Below are 18,009 nucleotides of genomic sequence, written 5' to 3' on the forward strand. Positions count from 1 at the left end.
CGCCCTGCCCCAACCTGGCCTTACTGCATGGCATTGCCAGAGGGAGGGCTTAGCATTTCGATTTCGGTGATGGTTTCGACTTCATCCTGCGGCACATGCACACCGGTCATTTCGCCGATGATTTGCCAATGAGCATCCAGCTCCGAACTGATAGTCGCCATACGGTCGATCATGTGGCGGCCCGCCTCGCGGGCGACCTTGTCTTCGCTACGCAGCAACTCGAAGGACATGGTGGTGATCGATGCCGTCAGATGGGTAAGCGTACGGGCCGTCAACCCAAGCAGCTCCATCAGTTGTTTTTCCTTCGCTTCCATTCGGGACTCCCTGTGTCGCGTGGGACACATTATCACCCACGGCAGAGCGTTGTGGAATGCTGTCACGTCAATGCAGGCCATTGGTGTGACACCCTTCAAGAAACGGACTGCGCTTGGCCCCTACGGTTCACCTGGCTGGCGACAAATGGCGAGCAGACACATCATGAGGCGATTGGCCGTTCAAAATCTGTGACACCCATTGGTAATACGCGACATTTTTTTATACCATCGCGTCCTCTTGAACGATTTGTCGCGCTGTGCGCGGCTTTCGCCCCCTGGGCCCGCCCCTTTCAGCGGGCCCCTTTCGGCATGATGCAAAAGGTAGTCATACATGAGCGCCAGGCACTTTCTCTCCTTCATGGACTTCACGCCCGATGAGCTTGTGGCGGTGATTCGCCGAGGGATCGAGCTCAAAGGCCTGCGCAATCGCGCCGTTTTGCACGAACCCCTGAAAAATCGCGTGCTGGGGATGATTTTTGAAAAATCCTCGACCCGTACACGGCTTTCGTTCGAGGCCGGGATGATACAACTGGGCGGCCAAGCCATTTTCCTTTCTACACGGGATACCCAGCTGGGGCGCGGTGAACCGATCGAGGATGCCGCTATCGTGATGTCCAGCATGCTCGACGCAGTCATGATTCGGACCTTTGCCCATTCCACGCTCACCCGCTTTGCAGCCCATTCCAATGTGCCCGTGATCAATGGCCTGTCTGACGACCTGCACCCTTGCCAGTTACTGGCCGACATGCAGACGTTTCTTGAGTTGCGCGGCGCGATCCAAGGCAAAACGGTGGCGTGGGTGGGAGATGGCAACAACATGTGCAACAGCTACGTGGAAGCGGCTATCCAGTTTGGCTTCCAGTTGCGCGTAGCGTGCCCTGAAGGCTACGAACCCGACCCCCGCTTCCTGGCCAAAGCCGGCGACCGTGTAACGCTCACGCGCGACCCACGCGAGGCCGTTCGTGGTGCGCACCTGGTCAGTACGGACGTATGGACATCCATGGGCCAGGAAGAAGAAGCGGAACAGCGCCTGGCCCGGTTCGCACCCTTCCAGGTCACACGAGAATTACTCGATCTGGCAGCACCGGACGTGGTATTCATGCATTGCCTGCCTGCCCACCGCGGCGAGGAAATCAGCCACGACCTGCTCGAAGACCCTCGCTCGGCCGCCTGGCAGCAGGCTGAAAACCGCTTGCACGCGCAAAAGGCGCTGCTTGAGTTCCTCGTCACACCTGCCTATCGAGCCGAATGACTTCCTCTGCCCTCTTGAGCTTGAACGCGCTGGCCTGCGGTTATGCCACCCAGCGCGTCGTCCATAACCTTGACCTGCACCTGGCCCCCGGCGAAATCGGTTGCCTGCTGGGTGCTTCCGGATGCGGTAAAACCACCACACTTCGCGCGATCGCAGGGTTTGAACCCGTGCATGAAGGCCAGATCCAGCTGGGCGACGAGGTGATTTCCCGCCCAGGCCACACCCTGGCCCCGGAAAAACGCCGCATTGGCATGGTGTTCCAGGACTACGCCCTGTTCCCGCACCTTACCGTGGCGCGCAACGTGGCCTTTGGGCTGGGCAAGGGCGTAGACGTTGCCCGTGTAGTTGCAGACATGTTGGCGCTGGTCAAGCTGCAGGGGCTAGGCGAACGCTACCCCCATGAACTGTCAGGGGGGCAGCAACAGCGGGTCGCGCTTGCCCGTGCATTGGCACCAGAACCCCGGCTGTTGCTGCTGGACGAACCTTTTTCCAACCTGGACGTAGAGCTGCGCCGTCGGCTAAGCCGTGAAGTGCGTGACATTCTCAAGGGCCGTGGCATCAGCGCCATCCTGGTCACTCACGACCAGGAGGAAGCCTTTACCGTCAGCGATAAGGTAGGTGTCTTCCGGCAAGGCAACCTGGAGCAGTGGGATACACCCTATAACCTTTACCACCAGCCTCGCACACCCTTTGTGGCCAGCTTTATCGGCCAGGGCTATTTCATTCGCGGCGAACTCACCGGCCCGGCCACCGTACATACCGAGCTAGGCGAGCTGCAAGGGCGCCAGGCCTACCCTTGGCCAATGGGGGCCGCTGTGGACGTGCTTTTGCGCCCAGACGACATCGTGCTGTCACCTGCCAGTGCACTGCGGGCTCACATTGTAGGCAAGAGCTTTCTAGGCGCCTCAACGCTCTATCAACTCCGCTTGCCCACGGGAAGCCAGGTAGAAGCCGTGTTTGCCAGCCATGCGGACTACCCCATAGGCCAGGAAGTGGGTATTGCCGTGGCCGCCGAACACCTTGTGTTGTTCGAAGCAGCTGGCAGCGTACCGGTACATCCCTAGCCTGCAGGTACATCAAGGGTCCCCAACGAGGCCTGTGAGCAACCGCCCTGACGCCATGAGCGTGGCCTGCCCGCCTACATGGACACGGTCACCCTCCAGCCGACACGCCAGGTGCCCGCCACGGCGAGAGCACTGGTAGGCACTCAAGGCGTTCTTTTTCAGGCGGCGGGCCCAATAAGGGACCAGGCTGCAGTGTGTCGTCGCTGTAACGGCGTCCTCGGGAATACCCAGCTGCGGTGCAAAGAACCTGGAGACGAAATCCTGTTGCTCGCCACGGGCTGTGATCACCACGCCTGCCCACATCAGTTTTGAAAGGGCCGTAAGGTCAGGTTTGCACCGGCGTACAGCCTGCTCGGATTCCAGCACTACAAACAGCTCGTTGGCCCCAAGCACATCGATGACCTCGACGCCTAATGCCCGCTGTACCTCCAGGCTCACACCTTCTTCGTCAGGGTACTGGGCCATCAGGTCCAGCCACAGCCGGTCATTGTCCCGCGTCACGGTGAGCGGGCCGGCGCGGCTGGTAAATAGCAGGGTGTCATTTGCCTCCGCATAGATAAGATGCAATACATGGGCTGCCGCCAGCGTAGCGTGGCCGCTTAGCGGCACTTCAGTAACAGGGGTGAAAGAACGGATGTGCCATGCAGGCCCCTCTCGCACCACGAAAGCCGTTTGCGACAGGTTATGCTCGGTGGCGATCCGCTGCAGGCGCTCATCGGCCAGCCAGTGCTCCAAGCGATACACAATAGTAGGGTTGCCACTGAACGGGCGGTCCGCGAAAGCGTCGACCTGATGGTAGTCAAGATGCATTGGCCACTTCCTTTGACGGATAACAACACCCGAGACCGCTAGCTTTTTCCAATCGCTGCGAAGGTGGCATTGGTCAGCTCGGCTAGCACCGTTGCTGTCAACTCCACTTCAAGCCCACGCCTGCCCGCGCTGACGAATACGGTTTCAACCTGTTGAGCAGTACTGTCTATAAACGTGCGCAGCCGTTTTTTCTGCCCCAGCGGGCTGATGCCCCCAAGCAGGTAGCCGGTAGCTCGCTGGGCCTGTAAAGGGTCTGCCATTTCGCACTTTTTAACCCCGGCGGCCTGTGCAAGTGCCTTCAGATCCAGGCTACCTGCCACCGGCACTATCGCCACTACCAGCTCGTTTCGCTCACTGGCCGCCAATAGGGTCTTGAATACCTGCTCAGGCTGCAGCGCCAGCTTCTCGGCGGCCTCAAGCCCATAGGAGGCCGCCTTGGGATCGTGCTCGTACGCATGAACCCGGTGGGCGGCTCGATGCTGTTTCAACAGGTCGATGGCAGGTGTCATGCGCAGAGTTCAGCAGTGGCGTTAGGTTATGCGTAGCTTATATCCAAAACCGGCCAAGCGCTCAGGCATAGAAGCCAGAGAAATCCAGTGCCGTGCTCCGTTTTGCAAACCAATGCGCATGAAACGTTCGATTCCGATCTTTACAGACTCATTTTATGGTTATATTTTTTCGTTTACGAATGCAGCACAGAACCTTTTTGCTCTGCATTGTCTATTGCGTCCGTAATCACCGCCGGGTGGCCTGCGCTCAGGTTCAAACAGCGGCAAGCTGAACAACAACAAAAAAACGAGGTAGAGGATGTCACAAGGTTTCAATAAACCCACGCTGTCCGGTCAATGCATGGCCGAGTTTCTGGGCGCTGCACTGTTTATCTTCTTCGGCACCGGTTGCGTTGCCGCGCTCAAGGTCGCGGGTGCTAGCTTGGGCCTATGGGAAATCAGCATTATCTGGGGTATAGGCGTCAGCATGGCGATCTACCTCACCGCCGGTGTATCCGGTGCGCACCTTAACCCTGCAGTCAGTATTGCCCTGTGGCTGTTCGGCGACTTTGAACGGCGCAAACTGCCCTTTTACATCCTGGCACAGGTGGCTGGCACCTTTTGCGGCGCGGCCTTGGTCTATGGGCTTTACACCAACCTGTTTTTCGAATACGAACAGGCGCATCACATGGTACGCGGCACAGCGGCAAGCCTGGAACTGGCGGGCGTGTTTTCCACCTACCCCCACCCTGCGCTGACTGATGGTGGTGCCTTCATGGTGGAGGCCGTCATTACTGCCATCCTGATGGGCGTGATCATGGCGCTTACGGATGACAACAATGGCCTGCCCAGAGGCCCGCTCGCTCCCTTGCTTATCGGCTTGCTCATTGCCGTGATCGGCAGCGCCATGGGCCCTCTGACGGGCTTTGCCATGAACCCTGCACGGGACTTCGGCCCCAAGCTCATGACCTTCCTTGCAGGCTGGGGCGAGATAGCCTTTACCGGTGGTCGTGACCTGCCCTACTTCCTGATTCCCATTGCAGCGCCTATTCTGGGCGCCTGTTTCGGCGCAGCGAGCTATCGCCTGCTGCTGGCCCGGCACCTGCCTGTTGCCCAGGCAGCAGCCCCCGCTTGCCCCCCTGTTCAAGACACAGCCAAAGAGGCCGATGCTCGCACCTCCTGAACCTGCGAAGCCCTCGACCCGACCAACTACAATCAAGGCTACCACCATGACCGACAAGCACTACATCATTGCCCTTGACCAAGGCACCACCAGCTCGCGTGCGATCATTTTCGACCGTGATGCCAATGTGGTGTGTTCCGCCCAGCGCGAGTTCGCCCAGCACTATCCGCAGCCAGGCTGGGTAGAGCATGACCCCATGGAAATCTTCGCCACACAGAGCGCTACCATGGTAGAGGCGCTTGCCCAGGCAGGGCTCAGCCATGCCCAGGTAGCGGCCATAGGCATCACCAACCAGCGGGAAACCGTGGTGGTGTGGGATAAAAACACAGGCCGCCCTATCCATAACGCCGTGGTGTGGCAGTGCCGCCGCAGTACTGAAATATGCGAGCAGCTCAAGCGTGACGGTTTCGAAGATTACATTCGCGAAACCACAGGGCTGGTGATCGACCCGTATTTCTCCGGCACCAAGGTGAAATGGATTCTTGACCATGTAGAGGGCAGCCGTGAGCGCGCCTGCCGTGGCGAACTGCTGTTTGGCACCGTGGATACGTGGCTGATCTGGAAATTCACAGGTGGCAAGGTACACGTTACCGACTACACCAACGCCTCGCGTACCCTGATGTTCAACATCCATACCCTGCAATGGGACAAGCGCATGTTGGAGGTGCTGGATATCCCCGAGCAGATGCTGCCTGAGGTGCGGTCCTCCTCCGAAGTGTACGGCCAGACCAAAAGCGGAATCGACATTGCGGGCATCGCGGGTGACCAGCAAGCAGCGCTCTTTGGCCAGATGTGCGTGAACCCAGGCGAAGCCAAGAATACCTACGGCACCGGCTGCTTCTTGTTGATGAACACCGGCAGCAAAGCCGTAACGTCCAACCATGGGCTGCTGACAACATTGGCGTGTGGCCCTCGCGGCGACGTGGCCTATGCCTTGGAAGGCGCGGTATTTAACGGCGGCTCCACCGTCCAGTGGCTGCGTGATGAGTTGAAAGTGGTCAACGATGCCCTGGATACCGAATATTTTGCCACCAAGGTCAAGGACAGCAATGGCGTATACCTTGTGCCGGCCTTCACCGGGCTAGGCGCGCCCTATTGGGACCCTTATGCCCGTGGCGCACTGTTCGGCCTGACCCGTGGCGTGAAAGTGGACCACATCATCCGTGCTGCACTGGAATCCATCGCCTATCAGACTCGCGACGTTTTGGATGCCATGCAACAGGATGCTGGCGCCCGCCTGAGCGCCTTGCGCGTGGATGGCGGCGCAGTGGCCAACAACTTCCTTATGCAGTTCCAGGCCGACATTCTTGGTACGCCGGTGGAGCGCCCACAAATGCGCGAGACCACCGCATTGGGTGCGGCCTACCTGGCCGGGCTGGCATCGGGCTTCTGGGGCAGCCTTGATGAGTTGCGTAACAAGGCCGTTATCGAGCGCACATTCGAACCCCAGATCGACGAAGCGCAGCGTACGGCCTCCTACAAGGGTTGGCAGCGCGCTGTGGAACGCACGCGCGGCTGGTCGGAGTAAGGCCCCTCCCCCCGCGGGCTGGATAAGGGGGGGGCGCTACGGCATCATGGGAGCACTCTGTTAAAGCAACAAGGACTTCCATGAACCTGCCCCCCCGTCAGCAGCAGATCCTCGACTTGGTGCGAGAACGTGGCTACGTCAGCATCGAAGAGATGGCCCAACTGTTCGTGGTCACGCCTCAAACCATCCGCCGGGACATCAATCAGCTTGCCGAAGGCGGCCTGCTGCGCCGCTACCACGGCGGCGCGGCCTACGACTCCAGTATCGAAAACACGGCCTATGCCATGCGTGCCGACCAGATGCGCGATGAAAAGCAGCGCATTGCCGAAGCTGTAGCGGCTCAGGTCCCAGACCACGCCTCCTTGTTCATCAACATTGGTACGACTACCGAATCCATTGCGCGCGCTTTGTTGGGCCACAACCAGCTCAAGGTCATTACCAACAATATCCATGTGGCGTCGATTCTCAGCGGCAAGGAGGATTTCGAAGTGTTGCTCGCGGGCGGAACCGTGCGCCGGGATGGCGGCGTGGTAGGTCAGGCCTGTGTAGACTTCATTAGCCAATTCAAGGTTGACTACGCTTTGGTTGGCATCAGCGGCATTGATGAAGAAGACGGTAGCCTTCTGGACTTTGACTACCAGGAAGTCCGTGTTTCCCAGGCTATCATCGCCAATGCACGACAGGTAATTCTGGCGGCGGACTCCAGCAAATTTGGCCGCAACGCCATGGTACGCCTAGGGCCGGTCAGCTTGATCGATTGCCTGGTGACCGACGGTGCCCCCTCTATGGCGCTGTCCGAGCACCTTAACCAGCACAAGGTTCGGCTCGAAGTCGTATAACCACGCGCCTGCGCAATGGTTCCACGCATTTTCATAATTGTTCTTTTTCGCCAACCCTATGAAGATTTTCAATCATAGTGCGCTGGCGGCTGGGCGCTTTATAGGCTACGATTTTCGAAAGTGAACATTTGATGTTCGGATTAATTTCGAATTTGCCTGGAGGCACCATGACCGAGACCGCACATACGCCCGACCACCTGTACGACGTTGCGGTCATTGGCGGTGGCATCAATGGTGTTGGAATCGCTGCTGACGCCGCTGGCAGAGGGCTCTCGGTATTCCTTTGTGAAAAGGACGACCTGGCCAGCCATACCTCTTCGGCCAGTAGCAAACTTATCCACGGCGGGCTGCGCTACCTGGAACATTACGAGTTCCGTCTGGTAAAGGAAGCGCTTGCCGAGCGGGAAGTGCTGTTGGCAAAGGCCCCGCACATCGTGAAGCCTATGCGCTTTGTGCTCCCCCATCAGCCGCACCTGCGCCCTGCCTGGATGATCCGTGCTGGGCTGTTTCTCTATGACCACTTGGGGAAACGCGAGAAATTGCCAGGCTCTCGCAGCCTGCGCTTCGGCCCCCGCAACCCCCTCAAGGCAGACTTCAAGCGCGGGTTTGAATACTCCGACTGCTGGGTAGACGATGCCCGCCTGGTGGCGCTCAATGCCATCGCTGCTCGGGAGAGTGGGGCTCACGTAAAAACCCGAACCCGCTGCGTCAATGCGCAGCGCGTGGGCGGTGTGTGGGACGTGCAATTGGAAGGCCCGGAAGGTCAGCTCTACAGCATTCGTGCCAAGGCCTTGGTAAACGCGGCCGGCCCATGGGTTGCACGGTTCATTCGTGAAGACCTGAAACTGGCTTCACCCTATGGCATACGGCTTATTCAAGGTAGCCACTTGATTGTCCCGCGCTTGTATGAAGGTGAACATGCCTACATTCTGCAGAACACCGACCAGCGCATTGTGTTTGCCATTCCTTACCTGGACAACTTCACTATCATTGGCACAACTGATCGTGAATACACAGGGGACCCTTCCAAAGTCACTATCACTGACCAGGAAACGGACTACATCCTGAACGTGGTGAACAACCACTTCAAGCATCAGCTGAGCCGTGAGGACATCCTGCGCACCTACTCGGGTGTGCGCCCCCTGTGTAATGACGAATCGGATAACCCTTCTGCCATTACCCGGGACTACACGTTGGCTCTCACCCAGGAACAGGGCCAGGCGCCGCTGCTGTCCGTCTTTGGAGGCAAGCTCACGACCTACCGCAAGCTGGCCGAGTCCGCCATGGGCCAGCTCAAGCCATTCTTCCCTAGCATGGGTGCCAGCTGGACAGCCAGCAAGCCACTGCCAGGGGGCGAGCGCATGACAACGCCACAGCAGCTGGCTGCGGACCTGGTCGCCAAAGCGCCCTGGCTGCCGACTGCTGTCGCCGCCCGTTGGTCAATCACCTATGGCAGCCGCAGCTTCACCCTGCTTGAAGGCTGCCAGCGCCTGGCCGATCTGGGCCAGTACTTTGGTGAAGGCCTCTATGGCCGTGAAGTGGATTACCTGGTCAAGGCAGAATGGGCACGTACCGCTGAAGACATTCTATGGCGCCGCACCAAGCTGGGTCTGTTCCTTGATGCAGATGCCCAGCAATCCTTGGCTGCCTACCTGGCTCAGGCTGTGACCAGCGAGAGCGGCACCCGCGCTGCTTGATGGACCCTCTGGCATGCTAGGGCATGCCACTGTTGGCGAGTGTGGGCAGCTATGATGAAATGGCTGCCTACTCACCCACCCTCGATTCCCCCTTTCTGTGAACCTACCCTACCTTCGCCGCTGGGCCCTGCTTGCCCTCGCCGTGCTGATACTAGGCACCTTCGGCTTGGCCGGGTATCGCTTGAGCGAAACCCTTGGCTTGCGCAACCAGGCCGATACCGGCGCGCGACAGCTGGCGCTCCACGCGCGGGCAGTTGAAAGCGAACTGGACAAGTTTACTTACCTCCCTAGCCTCCTTGAGCTGGAGCAGAGCGTGTTGAATTTGCTCAACGCACCACGCCAAATGGAGGCAGATACTGTCAACCGCTACCTGGCGGGCCTGCAAGAGCGCAGTGGCAGCCGGGTAATTTTTATCATGAACCTTCAGGGCCGTGTGGTCGCCAGCAGCAATTGGCAGGCTGCCGACAGTTTTATAGGTGAAGACCTGGCCTTCAGGCCGTACTTCAGGGACGCCGTACAGGGCCGCCCTGGCCGTTACTACGGGGTTGGCACCACCACCAGGGAGCCGGGTTACTTTATTGCCCACGGGCTGGTTGAGCAGGGCAAAATCGTTGGTGTGGCCGTGGTCAAAGCGCGTCTCGACGCGTTGGAAGCACGTTGGCAGCGGGCTCGGCTAGAGGCATTCGTCACCGACGAAAATGGCATCATTATCTTGTCCAGCGACACAACCCGACGGTTGAAATCCATTGCCCCCCTGGATGCTGCGCACCGTGAACAACTGGCCCTCAGCCTGCAATATTACGCCGCCCCCTTGAGCGAGCTGCGCCCTTTAGAGCGGGAGCGGCTCAGTGAAGGCGTAGAGCGCCTTACCTTGAGCCAGCATGACAATGAGGGGCGCACATGGCCCGCCCGCTATATCGCCCAAAGCCTGCCGATTACAGACACGCGTTGGCGCATGACCCTGCTTACCCCTCTCAAGGACCAACGCCGTGAAGCCGTCATTCACGGCGTATTGGCCGCCTTTGCCGTAGCCTTGCTGGCCATACTGCTGATTGCGCGCAATGAGCGACGCAAGGTCGTCGCCACTCGGTTGGCTGCTCGTGAAGCACTGGAGGCCGCAAACAGTTTGCTGGAAAAGCGTATTGCCGAGCGCACCCAAGACCTTCGCAACAGCAATGAACGCCTCGAAGGGCAAATTCGAGAGCGTCGTCAAGCTGAGCAAACCTTGCGCAAAGCCCAGGATGAATTGGTCAGGGCAGGCAAGCTGGCCGCTATTGGGCAGATGTCCACCAGCATCGCCCATGAGCTCAATCAGCCGCTGGCAGCCCTGCGGACCCTATCGGGCAACACCGTACGCTTTCTTGAGCGCGGGCGCCTTGACGTTGCCAGCACCAATTTGAATACCATCTGCGGGCTGGTAGATCGCCTTGGCCGTATTATCGCCAGCCTTCGCGCGTTTGCCCGAGGCACCGACCCTAGCGGCGAGGCCGATGTAAGCGAAGCGGTTGCAACCGCGCGCAGCGTGCTCGCGCACCGGCTGGACGGCTCCCCGGTCACACTGGCATGCGACGTGGTGCCGGCGCGGCTAGCTATTGAACCTACACGGCTGGAGCAAATCCTTATCAACCTTTTGGCCAATGCTCTGGATGCCCTTGACGGCGTTCCCCAGCCCTGTATCCGTGTAATAGGCCAACTCACAGGCCAGCAGTATCACGTGCAAGTAAGCGATAACGGGCCAGGGATCGACCCCCTGCGCCGCGGGCAGGTGTTCGAAGCTTTCTTTACCACCAAGCCTCTTGAGCACGGGCTTGGCCTTGGGCTTACACTGTCGGCACAACTGGCCGCCGCTGCCCACGGGCAGTTACGCCTGGATACACACACCACCCAAGGCGCCACCTTTACCCTGACCCTGCCAGTGTGTGCAGGGCCTGACACGAGTAACCTGTCTTGACCGCTGCGCTGACTGTATTGATCGTCGAAGACGACCCGCATGTAATGCTCGGGTGCCAGCAGGCCTTGGGCCTCGAAGACATTGTCAGCGAGGGCGTGGCCACTGCCGAGCTGGCCCTGCAGCGTATCAGCCAAGGCTTTGCTGGCATTGTAGTCAGTGATATTCGCCTGCCTGGCATCGACGGTTTGCAACTGCTCCGCCAGCTCAAGGACATTGATCCGGCGCTGCCTGTGATGCTGATTACCGGCCATGGTGACGTGGCGCTGGCGGTGAGCGCGATGCGCCAGGGTGCTTACGACTTCATGGAAAAACCCTTTTCGTCAGAGCGCTTGGTCGAAGCCGTAAGGCGGGCGCTGGAGCAACGCCGGTTGACCCTTCAGGTATCGTCCTTGCAGCGTCAGTTACAGCATCGTGAAGCACTTCACGAGCGCCTGATCGGGCACTCAGTCGCCATGCAGGCCCTGCGCGCAGCCATCGCCAATGTGGCAGATACACCCGCCAACGTGTTGATCACCGGTGAAACAGGCACTGGCAAGGAGTTGGTTGCCCGCTGCCTGCATGACTACAGCCGGCGCCACCCTCACGCCTTTGTGGCACTCAACTGCGGTGGGCTGTCCGACCCGTTGTTCGACAGCGAAATCTTTGGCCATGAGGCCAGTAGCGGGTCTCAACGTGTGGGCAAGCTTGAGCACGCCCATGAGGGCACTCTGTTTCTGGATGAGGTTGAAGCGCTGCCTGCCGCCCTCCAGGTTAGAATGTTGCGCGTACTGCAGGAGCGAACGCTGGAGCGGCTGGGGTCCAACCAGCCTGTAGCGGTGGATATCCGGGTAATTGCAGCAACCAAGGCTGACATGGCCCATGGCGCTCATGAAACGCACCTTCGCAGTGATTTCTTTTACCGCCTCAACGTGGTCACGCTGGAGCTGCCACCCCTGCGTAGCCGCCGCGAAGACATTCCGGTGCTGTTCGAGCATTTTTTGCAACAGGCAGCGCTGCGCTTCGACAGGGACGTGCGGCCGCTGGACGATGTGACACGCTCACGCTTGATGACCCATGGGTGGCCAGGCAACGTTCGAGAGCTGCGCAATGTCGCTGAACGCTTTGCCTTAGGCATGCCTGCGTTCCGGCAAGATGACACGCAAAGCACGGGGCTGCGCTTTGCCGAGGCCGTGGAAGCCTTCGAACGCAGCCTGTTACAGCATGCGCTGGCCCGCAATGGAGGTAACCTGAGCCAGGCCAGCCAGGAACTGGGCATGGCCAAGACCACCTTGTTCGACAGGGTAAAAAAATACCGTCTTACAGAGCCAAGCATTAAGTAACACGCCTACCTTGCTCTTCCGCGCCTAAATGCCCGCTTCTTGATACCTGAGAGCCACGGCATGCCTTTACCCACCCCACCTGATTCACTGGACAGTACCTACACGTTCACACCTTCGGCCGAAGCGCCTCAAGACACGCCCACTACGCTTTTGTTATGGGAGAGCGTGGACCAATGGCACCAACCCATCGAACGTCAACTGGAGCGCTACCTGACGGGTGACGACCCGCACGCCTGGGCGTCCCTTACAGGCGCCTGCCAAGCACTGGAAGCCCTTCATGAGCAAAGCAGAGAGCAGGTCGACCAACTGCTACATGCCGCCAGCCACTCCCCTCACCTTGTACAGGCCTACCACCGTGTTCACGTGTCTGGCGCACTGGCTGAAGCCTTGGTACAGAAGTGCCTGGGTACGTTGACCGACAGCGAGTACCACGCCATCGTTGGATGCCTTCAGCCACTACTGGACGGGCAAGAGCCCCCACAAGCCTACAAGCTCGGCCGAATCAGGCTCAGCGACAGTGAGCATCAGGTGTTCTGGGACGGTGCGCTGACACTGACTACCTTGATGCAGCTCAGCGACCTTAGCCAGCCACCCAGGCTTCTGCTGTACCGCTTCGGGGTACATGGCGGTTGGAGCGCGCATGCCTCCGCTGACGACCTTCAAGCTGCACTGCACAACGTACTTGCCCCCTCGGCCGAGCAACACGTTACGCTGGCTGCCGGCCCATGGACCACCTTCGTTGACACCCTTGATGCACATCTGGCCGCATTGAGTGCAGCACCCGAAGCGCAGCCTCCGCATACCGCAGAGGCCCATGAGCGCCGCCTTATGGAAGCACTGGAGCTGCTCACGGTTCCCGTGAATCCTCCCAGGTTGCTGGCTCTGGCACGTGTCGAAGAAACGCGTCGGTCGCTACACCTGGGCGCGCAGGCCCGTCCTTGGTTGTCCAACTTACCTGCGGACACCTGTCTGCGCCTGGCAGGGCTGGTTACGGCCTATGCCCAAGCTATCGGCGACAGTGAGCAAGTGCTGCAAGCCGACCTGCCTGCCCGAGCTGATTACGTCCGCAGCCGGATCAGTGAATTCCTGACCGACCATTTTGCCTTGGAGCGCCCCTGCCGCGTGAGGCTGACACTGCCGGTGCAGGTGGACATGGTACGTGAGCTGATTGCAGGCTCAGGCGCCCCAGGCACGCCCAGCCGGCTAGTACCTCACCCCTCTCTGGATACTGAGCAGTTGACACTGGAGGACCTGGCTCTGGCGCAGATCGATGACGTGATCGCCCAGCGCCTGGCCTTTGCCCAGGTGCACGTGGAGCCTCCCCACCACCCTCAGGCTGCTGCCATCACACAGGCTGTCACGCTGGCTTGGCTACAAGAGCAGATCCCAGCGCTGGACATTGCAGGGGGTTACGAGCGATTGCTGCTGGATGTCTACCTGCGCGCTGGCCGTTTCCAGGCGCATGCCCAGGATGAGGCTATTCTCCAACGTCCGTACGCATTAATGCTGGACATCCAGGCCCTGATCGCCCAACACCAGGGGCGGCTCAACGACCAAGGGGTACGCATGGTGCAAATGGCACAGCATGCCACCACCCCGGCAGCGTGGCGGGCAGACGGGCTAGACCTGGCCTTGTTGCCGCTATCGCTAACGCTGTTCAACGAAGACACTCACAGCGCTGGCAGTACGTTAGCCGGAGTGGTACTGATCCACGACCGTATCAGCAAGGCTACGGTGCTGGTATTGCCCGACCCACCCGATGGCAAAGCCTTGAAGCAGTACACCAGTGTCGACCTGGCGGTTGAAGCCCTCGAAGACCTGTTTGTAGACGCACGCCTGCGCCGTTACCTGTGTGAACGGGCCGTCGAGGGCGATCCCCAATGGCTGGAAAGCCGTATAAACCAGGCGCTGATCACTGGGTTCCGTAATCTGATTAACACAGGCGCACCCTGGCCTGCACATCAATCGCTTGTTCGCAACCAAAGCCTGGCCGAGCTAGGGCTTTATGTCCGAGCTCACAGGGCCAGTTCCACGTCCAACGCCGACCGGGTATTTGAATACGCCCGCGACAGCCAACTAAGCGTGGTGAGATACATCCGCCTCGCACTGGGGGTTGTACCTTTCATAGGCAGCGCGATCGCCATGGTCGACGCGCTGGAAGCTGCGGTGGAGGCAGGCAGAGCCTTTGCTGAAGGCGATGGTATCGCAGGTGTCGAAGCTACCCAGTCCGTGCTGCTCTCCATTGCCGACGCGCTCTTTGACTTCGGCCCGGCAGGCCTGGCAGCAGCTTCACATGCGGCTAGCCTGCGCGCTACTGCCCAGGCCAGGCACTTTCGCCAAGGGCTCAAAGGTGCCGGCCGGCTAAGGGCCCTATCTGCGTGGAGCGCCCGACGGGCCGACGAAGGCTTCGTGGGTTACGAACAAGCGGTTAGCTTAAACGTTCAGCCTGGAAGTGAGGGGCGTTGGAAAGGCATCTACCGTGAAAACGGAGGTGATTTTATCCGGCGTGGGAGTGCGGTCTATGGAGTTCAATGGGATGCTACCTACCATACCTGGCGGTTGGCCCCTACACGCACACGCCACTATCTCCAGCCAGTGGCGCTGGATGAAAGCGGGCAATGGCAAACCCATGGTCACCTTTACGGCACCTTGGTGGATAGCGGATTACACGGTGGTGGCGGTCTGCAAAGTTACCTGGCTGACCGTCTGGACCCGCTCTGGCCAGACACCTTGCGCCGCCTGCTGCCACGGTGGTGGGCAGATGCTCACTTCCGTCGCCAGCATCAGTTGCTAGGGGAGACTACCGCCTGCCTCAGGCGGGTAGTTGAGAACGAAGCGCGGGGTCAGCAGGCTTTAAACGCGTTCAAGGCTCAGCAAGGTTCGGCACAGGCTGTTCTGGATACTGCGCAGGAGACTATAGATGCGGCCACTGCGCTGCATAATAGCCTTGATCACCTTCGCCGGTTTACCCGAGGGCACCGCCATGCTGAAGCAGGGCTGGACCAAAGCCGGGCAGCAGCGACTATTTGTGCCAAGTCGCATTTGCAGATCAATGTGGCCCACCTGGAAGCTGTTCGCCTTAGCGACTTGGTTTTGGAGCAGCGTACTCAGCTGGAGCAGCTGATCGTTAGGCTTTACGAAAGCATGGGCCCTGCAGCCGCTGTACCTCCCGAGCTGGCAAACGGCATGAAAACCATACGCCAGACGCTGGCCCAGCTTCTGGAACAGTACGATTTCATCGAGCGTTGCCTGGAGCGGGCCAAAACCTGGCAACGCCGGGTGACCTCTGCCGAGCATCGACGGATACTGCATACCGAGCAGGAACAGTTCCTGGGAGCCTTTTCAGAAAAGCGCCTAGGCATGATACGCGTAGCGTTGTTGATGAACCTTGCACCGGCAGATGACCTGACCAAGCCTTCATGGAGTTACATGAGGCGGCTGTATGGACCTGCGCGGGAGCGTTACGACCGCGTCGTTCAATCCGCCTTTCAGGGCGAAAGCATCAACCTTCGTCCTCAGCAGCGTGATCGCCTCCTGAGACAGGTGCGTGAGGAGAACCTAGCGTTTACCCGGCAGCTACGCCGGCTGACCCTAAGCTACCCTGAACAATTCGACCCGGTATACACCGACCGCCTGATGCAAGCACTGCAGGCATCACGCCAGGCGGCGCCTGCTCAACCGGCACAGGCTACCCCTCTCCAAGGGCGTATGCGGCCCAGGACGTTCGAAGGCGACGGCCTGCTGCTGGTAGGCACTCCTGTAGAAGGCCAGCCCGACCGGCTTGTCATTAACCAAGTCAACAACCAGGCCGAACGCTGGGCACGGCGTGCCGATCGTTCCTGGGCACCTGAGGCCCCAAGGCCTGCGTTTCTACCTCAACGCTCTGCTGCCGAGCTGGCCAGGCACGCCGAGGAACGGCTTGCTCAACTGCCTGCGTTTCGCCAGCGCGTTCGCCGTTATACCCGCCCTGACACACCAGCAGCAGACCTTGAAGACCTCTTTGCAGGCGAGGGGCAGGAACTTGAGTTCCATGCACGGCAGCTGCAGTCGGCCGATACAGACCAGCACTACACGGGGTGATAGCGCGCCTGCAAGAAGAGGCGCAGGCGCTCAGAGTAGAAGGACGGCAGGCCAGAATAGCCCACTGCAAGGCGTCCCCAACGCCAACGGGTGGCCACCTGGAATACCTGTACGAGGCAGGCGAGGTACAGATCCGTAAACTGGGACAGCTGCAGCCCTCTGGTACCACCCCCCGTACACGAAACTGGTTGCAGGAATATGAGGTGATCGATAGTCACAGTGGTCAGCCCTGGAGCTATGCTCATTTCCATTATTCAACGGCACAGCCCAGGTTCCAGGATTTCGTCGCTGCTCACTTGAAAACGCCAGGTCAGCGCTTGCAGGGCACGGGCGCACCCGGCGAAGCGGCCGTGTGGCGTGGCGAGATCAGCCGCCAGCTGGCAACCAAGCTGTTCGAACCGCTGTTCCGTTGACCCCTCGGTGTGCGCCCTGCCTTAAGGGCGCACACAAGCTTGAGCGGTCGACATCCTGCACATCATGAGCCAAACTCATGCCTTTCTCTGGGAACAGGAACTTGGCTCATGGTGTGGCATGCTTGAAATTCGTCACCTTAGAACGCTGCATGCGTTGCGTGAGGCAGACAGCCTGGTGGAAGCGGCCGAGCGGCTACATTTGACCCAATCTGCCCTCTCTCACCAGTTCAAGGAGCTGGAAGACCGTCTAGGCATGACGCTCTTCGTGCGCAAGACCAAACCTGTCCGCTTCACCAGTGCCGGGCTGCGCCTGCTGCAATTGGCCGATGCCACGTTGCCCTTGATGCGCGCTGCCGAGCGGGACATGGCACGGCTGGCTGGCGGTACGGCTGGCCGTCTGCACATGGCAATTGAATGCCACAGCTGTTTCCAGTGGCTGATGCCCACGATAGACCAGTTCCGTGACGCCTGGCCGGAGGTAGAGCTGGACCTGGCCTCAGGTTTCGCCTTCGCGCCCCTGCCTGCCCTGGCACGAGGCGATCTGGACCTGGTAGTGACCTCCGACCCCCTGGACCTCAGTGGGATTACCTACGTGCCACTGTTTACCTTCGAAGCCATGCTCGCGGTAGGCAACCAGCACCCCCTGGCCAGCAAGCCCTGGATCGAACCGCAAGACCTGCTGGACCAGACACTGATCACCTATCCGGTTGACCGGGACCGCCTTGATATCTTCACCCGCTTTCTAGAACCCGCCGATGTAGAGCCTGCCAGCGTACGGACAGCGGAACTGTCCGTGATGATGATGCAATTGGTGGCCAGCGGGCGTGGAGTGTGCGGCATGCCCCACTGGGCCCTTCACGAATACAGTGCACGTGGCTATGTGAAAGGCCGTCGGCTTGGGGAGAAAGGGCTGTTCGCCACCCTCTACGCCGCCGTGCGTACCGACATGCTGGAGGCGCCTTTCATGCGCGACTTTCTCTTGACGGCCAAGGACACCTCCTTCGCGACCCTCGATGGCGTAAGCGCTGTTCGATAGCGCACCAGGCGGCGCTTGCAAGCGCGCGCAGGTGG

General features: G+C 59.8%; 14 protein-coding genes. 11 read left to right on the forward strand and 3 right to left on the reverse strand.

The window, feature by feature from the left end; translation table 11 throughout:
- Positions 1–20: 20 nt before the first annotated feature.
- Positions 21–314, reverse strand: coding sequence for a hypothetical protein (locus tag HBH25_RS04635; RefSeq protein WP_040261033.1), 294 nt, complete (start codon positions 312–314; stop codon positions 21–23).
- 331 nt (positions 315–645) lie between these two features.
- Between HBH25_RS04635 and argF the strand changes: the two genes are divergently transcribed.
- Both argF and HBH25_RS04645 read left to right on the forward strand, forming a co-directional pair.
- The gene (gene argF, locus HBH25_RS04640; protein ID WP_168082007.1) at positions 646–1,566 is read left to right on the forward strand and encodes an ornithine carbamoyltransferase; all 921 of its coding nucleotides are present in this window, start codon (positions 646–648) and stop codon (positions 1,564–1,566) included.
- The gene (locus HBH25_RS04645) at positions 1,563–2,630 is read left to right on the forward strand and encodes an ABC transporter ATP-binding protein (RefSeq protein ID WP_168082009.1); all 1,068 of its coding nucleotides are present in this window, start codon (positions 1,563–1,565) and stop codon (positions 2,628–2,630) included. The genes argF and HBH25_RS04645 overlap by 4 nt, the downstream gene beginning before the upstream one ends.
- Before the next feature lie 12 nt (positions 2,631–2,642).
- Here HBH25_RS04645 and HBH25_RS04650 read toward each other — a convergent pair whose 3' ends face one another.
- Entirely contained in the window at positions 2,643–3,440 is a 798-nt protein-coding gene (locus HBH25_RS04650) for a PhzF family phenazine biosynthesis protein (RefSeq protein ID WP_168082011.1), read from the reverse strand.
- A gap of 38 nt (positions 3,441–3,478) precedes the next feature.
- The gene (gene ybaK, locus HBH25_RS04655; protein WP_168082013.1) at positions 3,479–3,949 is read right to left on the reverse strand and encodes a Cys-tRNA(Pro) deacylase; all 471 of its coding nucleotides are present in this window, start codon (positions 3,947–3,949) and stop codon (positions 3,479–3,481) included.
- A 298-nt stretch (positions 3,950–4,247) separates the two neighbouring features.
- On the opposite strand from ybaK, the gene HBH25_RS04660 reads away from it, so the two are divergent.
- The 9 genes from HBH25_RS04660 (at position 4,248) to metR (ending at position 17,974) form a co-directional block, all read left to right on the forward strand.
- Positions 4,248–5,111, forward strand: coding sequence for an MIP/aquaporin family protein (locus tag HBH25_RS04660; protein WP_168082015.1), 864 nt, complete (start codon positions 4,248–4,250; stop codon positions 5,109–5,111).
- 46 nt (positions 5,112–5,157) lie between these two features.
- Positions 5,158–6,639, forward strand: a complete 1,482-nt coding sequence (glpK, locus tag HBH25_RS04665) for a glycerol kinase GlpK (RefSeq protein ID WP_168082017.1) — start codon at positions 5,158–5,160, stop codon at positions 6,637–6,639.
- 80 nt (positions 6,640–6,719) lie between these two features.
- On the forward strand, positions 6,720–7,478 hold the full coding sequence (locus HBH25_RS04670) for a DeoR/GlpR family DNA-binding transcription regulator (RefSeq protein WP_168082019.1): 759 nt from the start codon (positions 6,720–6,722) through the stop codon (positions 7,476–7,478).
- A 167-nt stretch (positions 7,479–7,645) separates the two neighbouring features.
- Positions 7,646–9,175 carry a glycerol-3-phosphate dehydrogenase gene (gene glpD, locus HBH25_RS04675; protein ID WP_168082021.1) on the forward strand — a complete coding sequence of 510 codons (1,530 nt, stop codon included), beginning with the start codon at positions 7,646–7,648 and terminating at the stop codon, positions 9,173–9,175.
- A 97-nt stretch (positions 9,176–9,272) separates the two neighbouring features.
- Positions 9,273–11,126 (forward strand): sensor histidine kinase, encoded by a 1,854-nt coding sequence (locus tag HBH25_RS04680; protein WP_168082023.1) that lies wholly within the window; start codon positions 9,273–9,275, stop codon positions 11,124–11,126.
- A complete protein-coding gene (gene aauR, locus HBH25_RS04685) occupies positions 11,123–12,445 on the forward strand; it encodes a two-component response regulator AauR (RefSeq protein ID WP_168082025.1) in 1,323 nt (440 codons plus the stop codon). The genes HBH25_RS04680 and aauR overlap by 4 nt, the downstream gene beginning before the upstream one ends.
- A gap of 60 nt (positions 12,446–12,505) precedes the next feature.
- On the forward strand, positions 12,506–16,525 hold the full coding sequence (locus HBH25_RS04690; RefSeq protein ID WP_168082027.1) for a hypothetical protein: 4,020 nt from the start codon (positions 12,506–12,508) through the stop codon (positions 16,523–16,525).
- Between the two features lie 203 nt (positions 16,526–16,728).
- A complete protein-coding gene (locus HBH25_RS04695; protein WP_168082029.1) occupies positions 16,729–16,938 on the forward strand; it encodes a hypothetical protein in 210 nt (69 codons plus the stop codon).
- Positions 16,939–17,056: 118 nt separating this feature from the next.
- Positions 17,057–17,974 (forward strand): transcriptional regulator MetR, encoded by a 918-nt coding sequence (metR, locus tag HBH25_RS04700; protein WP_168082031.1) that lies wholly within the window; start codon positions 17,057–17,059, stop codon positions 17,972–17,974.
- The last annotated feature ends 35 nt before the right edge of the window (positions 17,975–18,009 follow it).

This window comes from Pseudomonas quercus, from assembly GCF_012033695.1.
In the GTDB taxonomy this organism is placed as follows: Bacteria; Pseudomonadota; Gammaproteobacteria; order Pseudomonadales; family Pseudomonadaceae; genus Aquipseudomonas; species Aquipseudomonas quercus.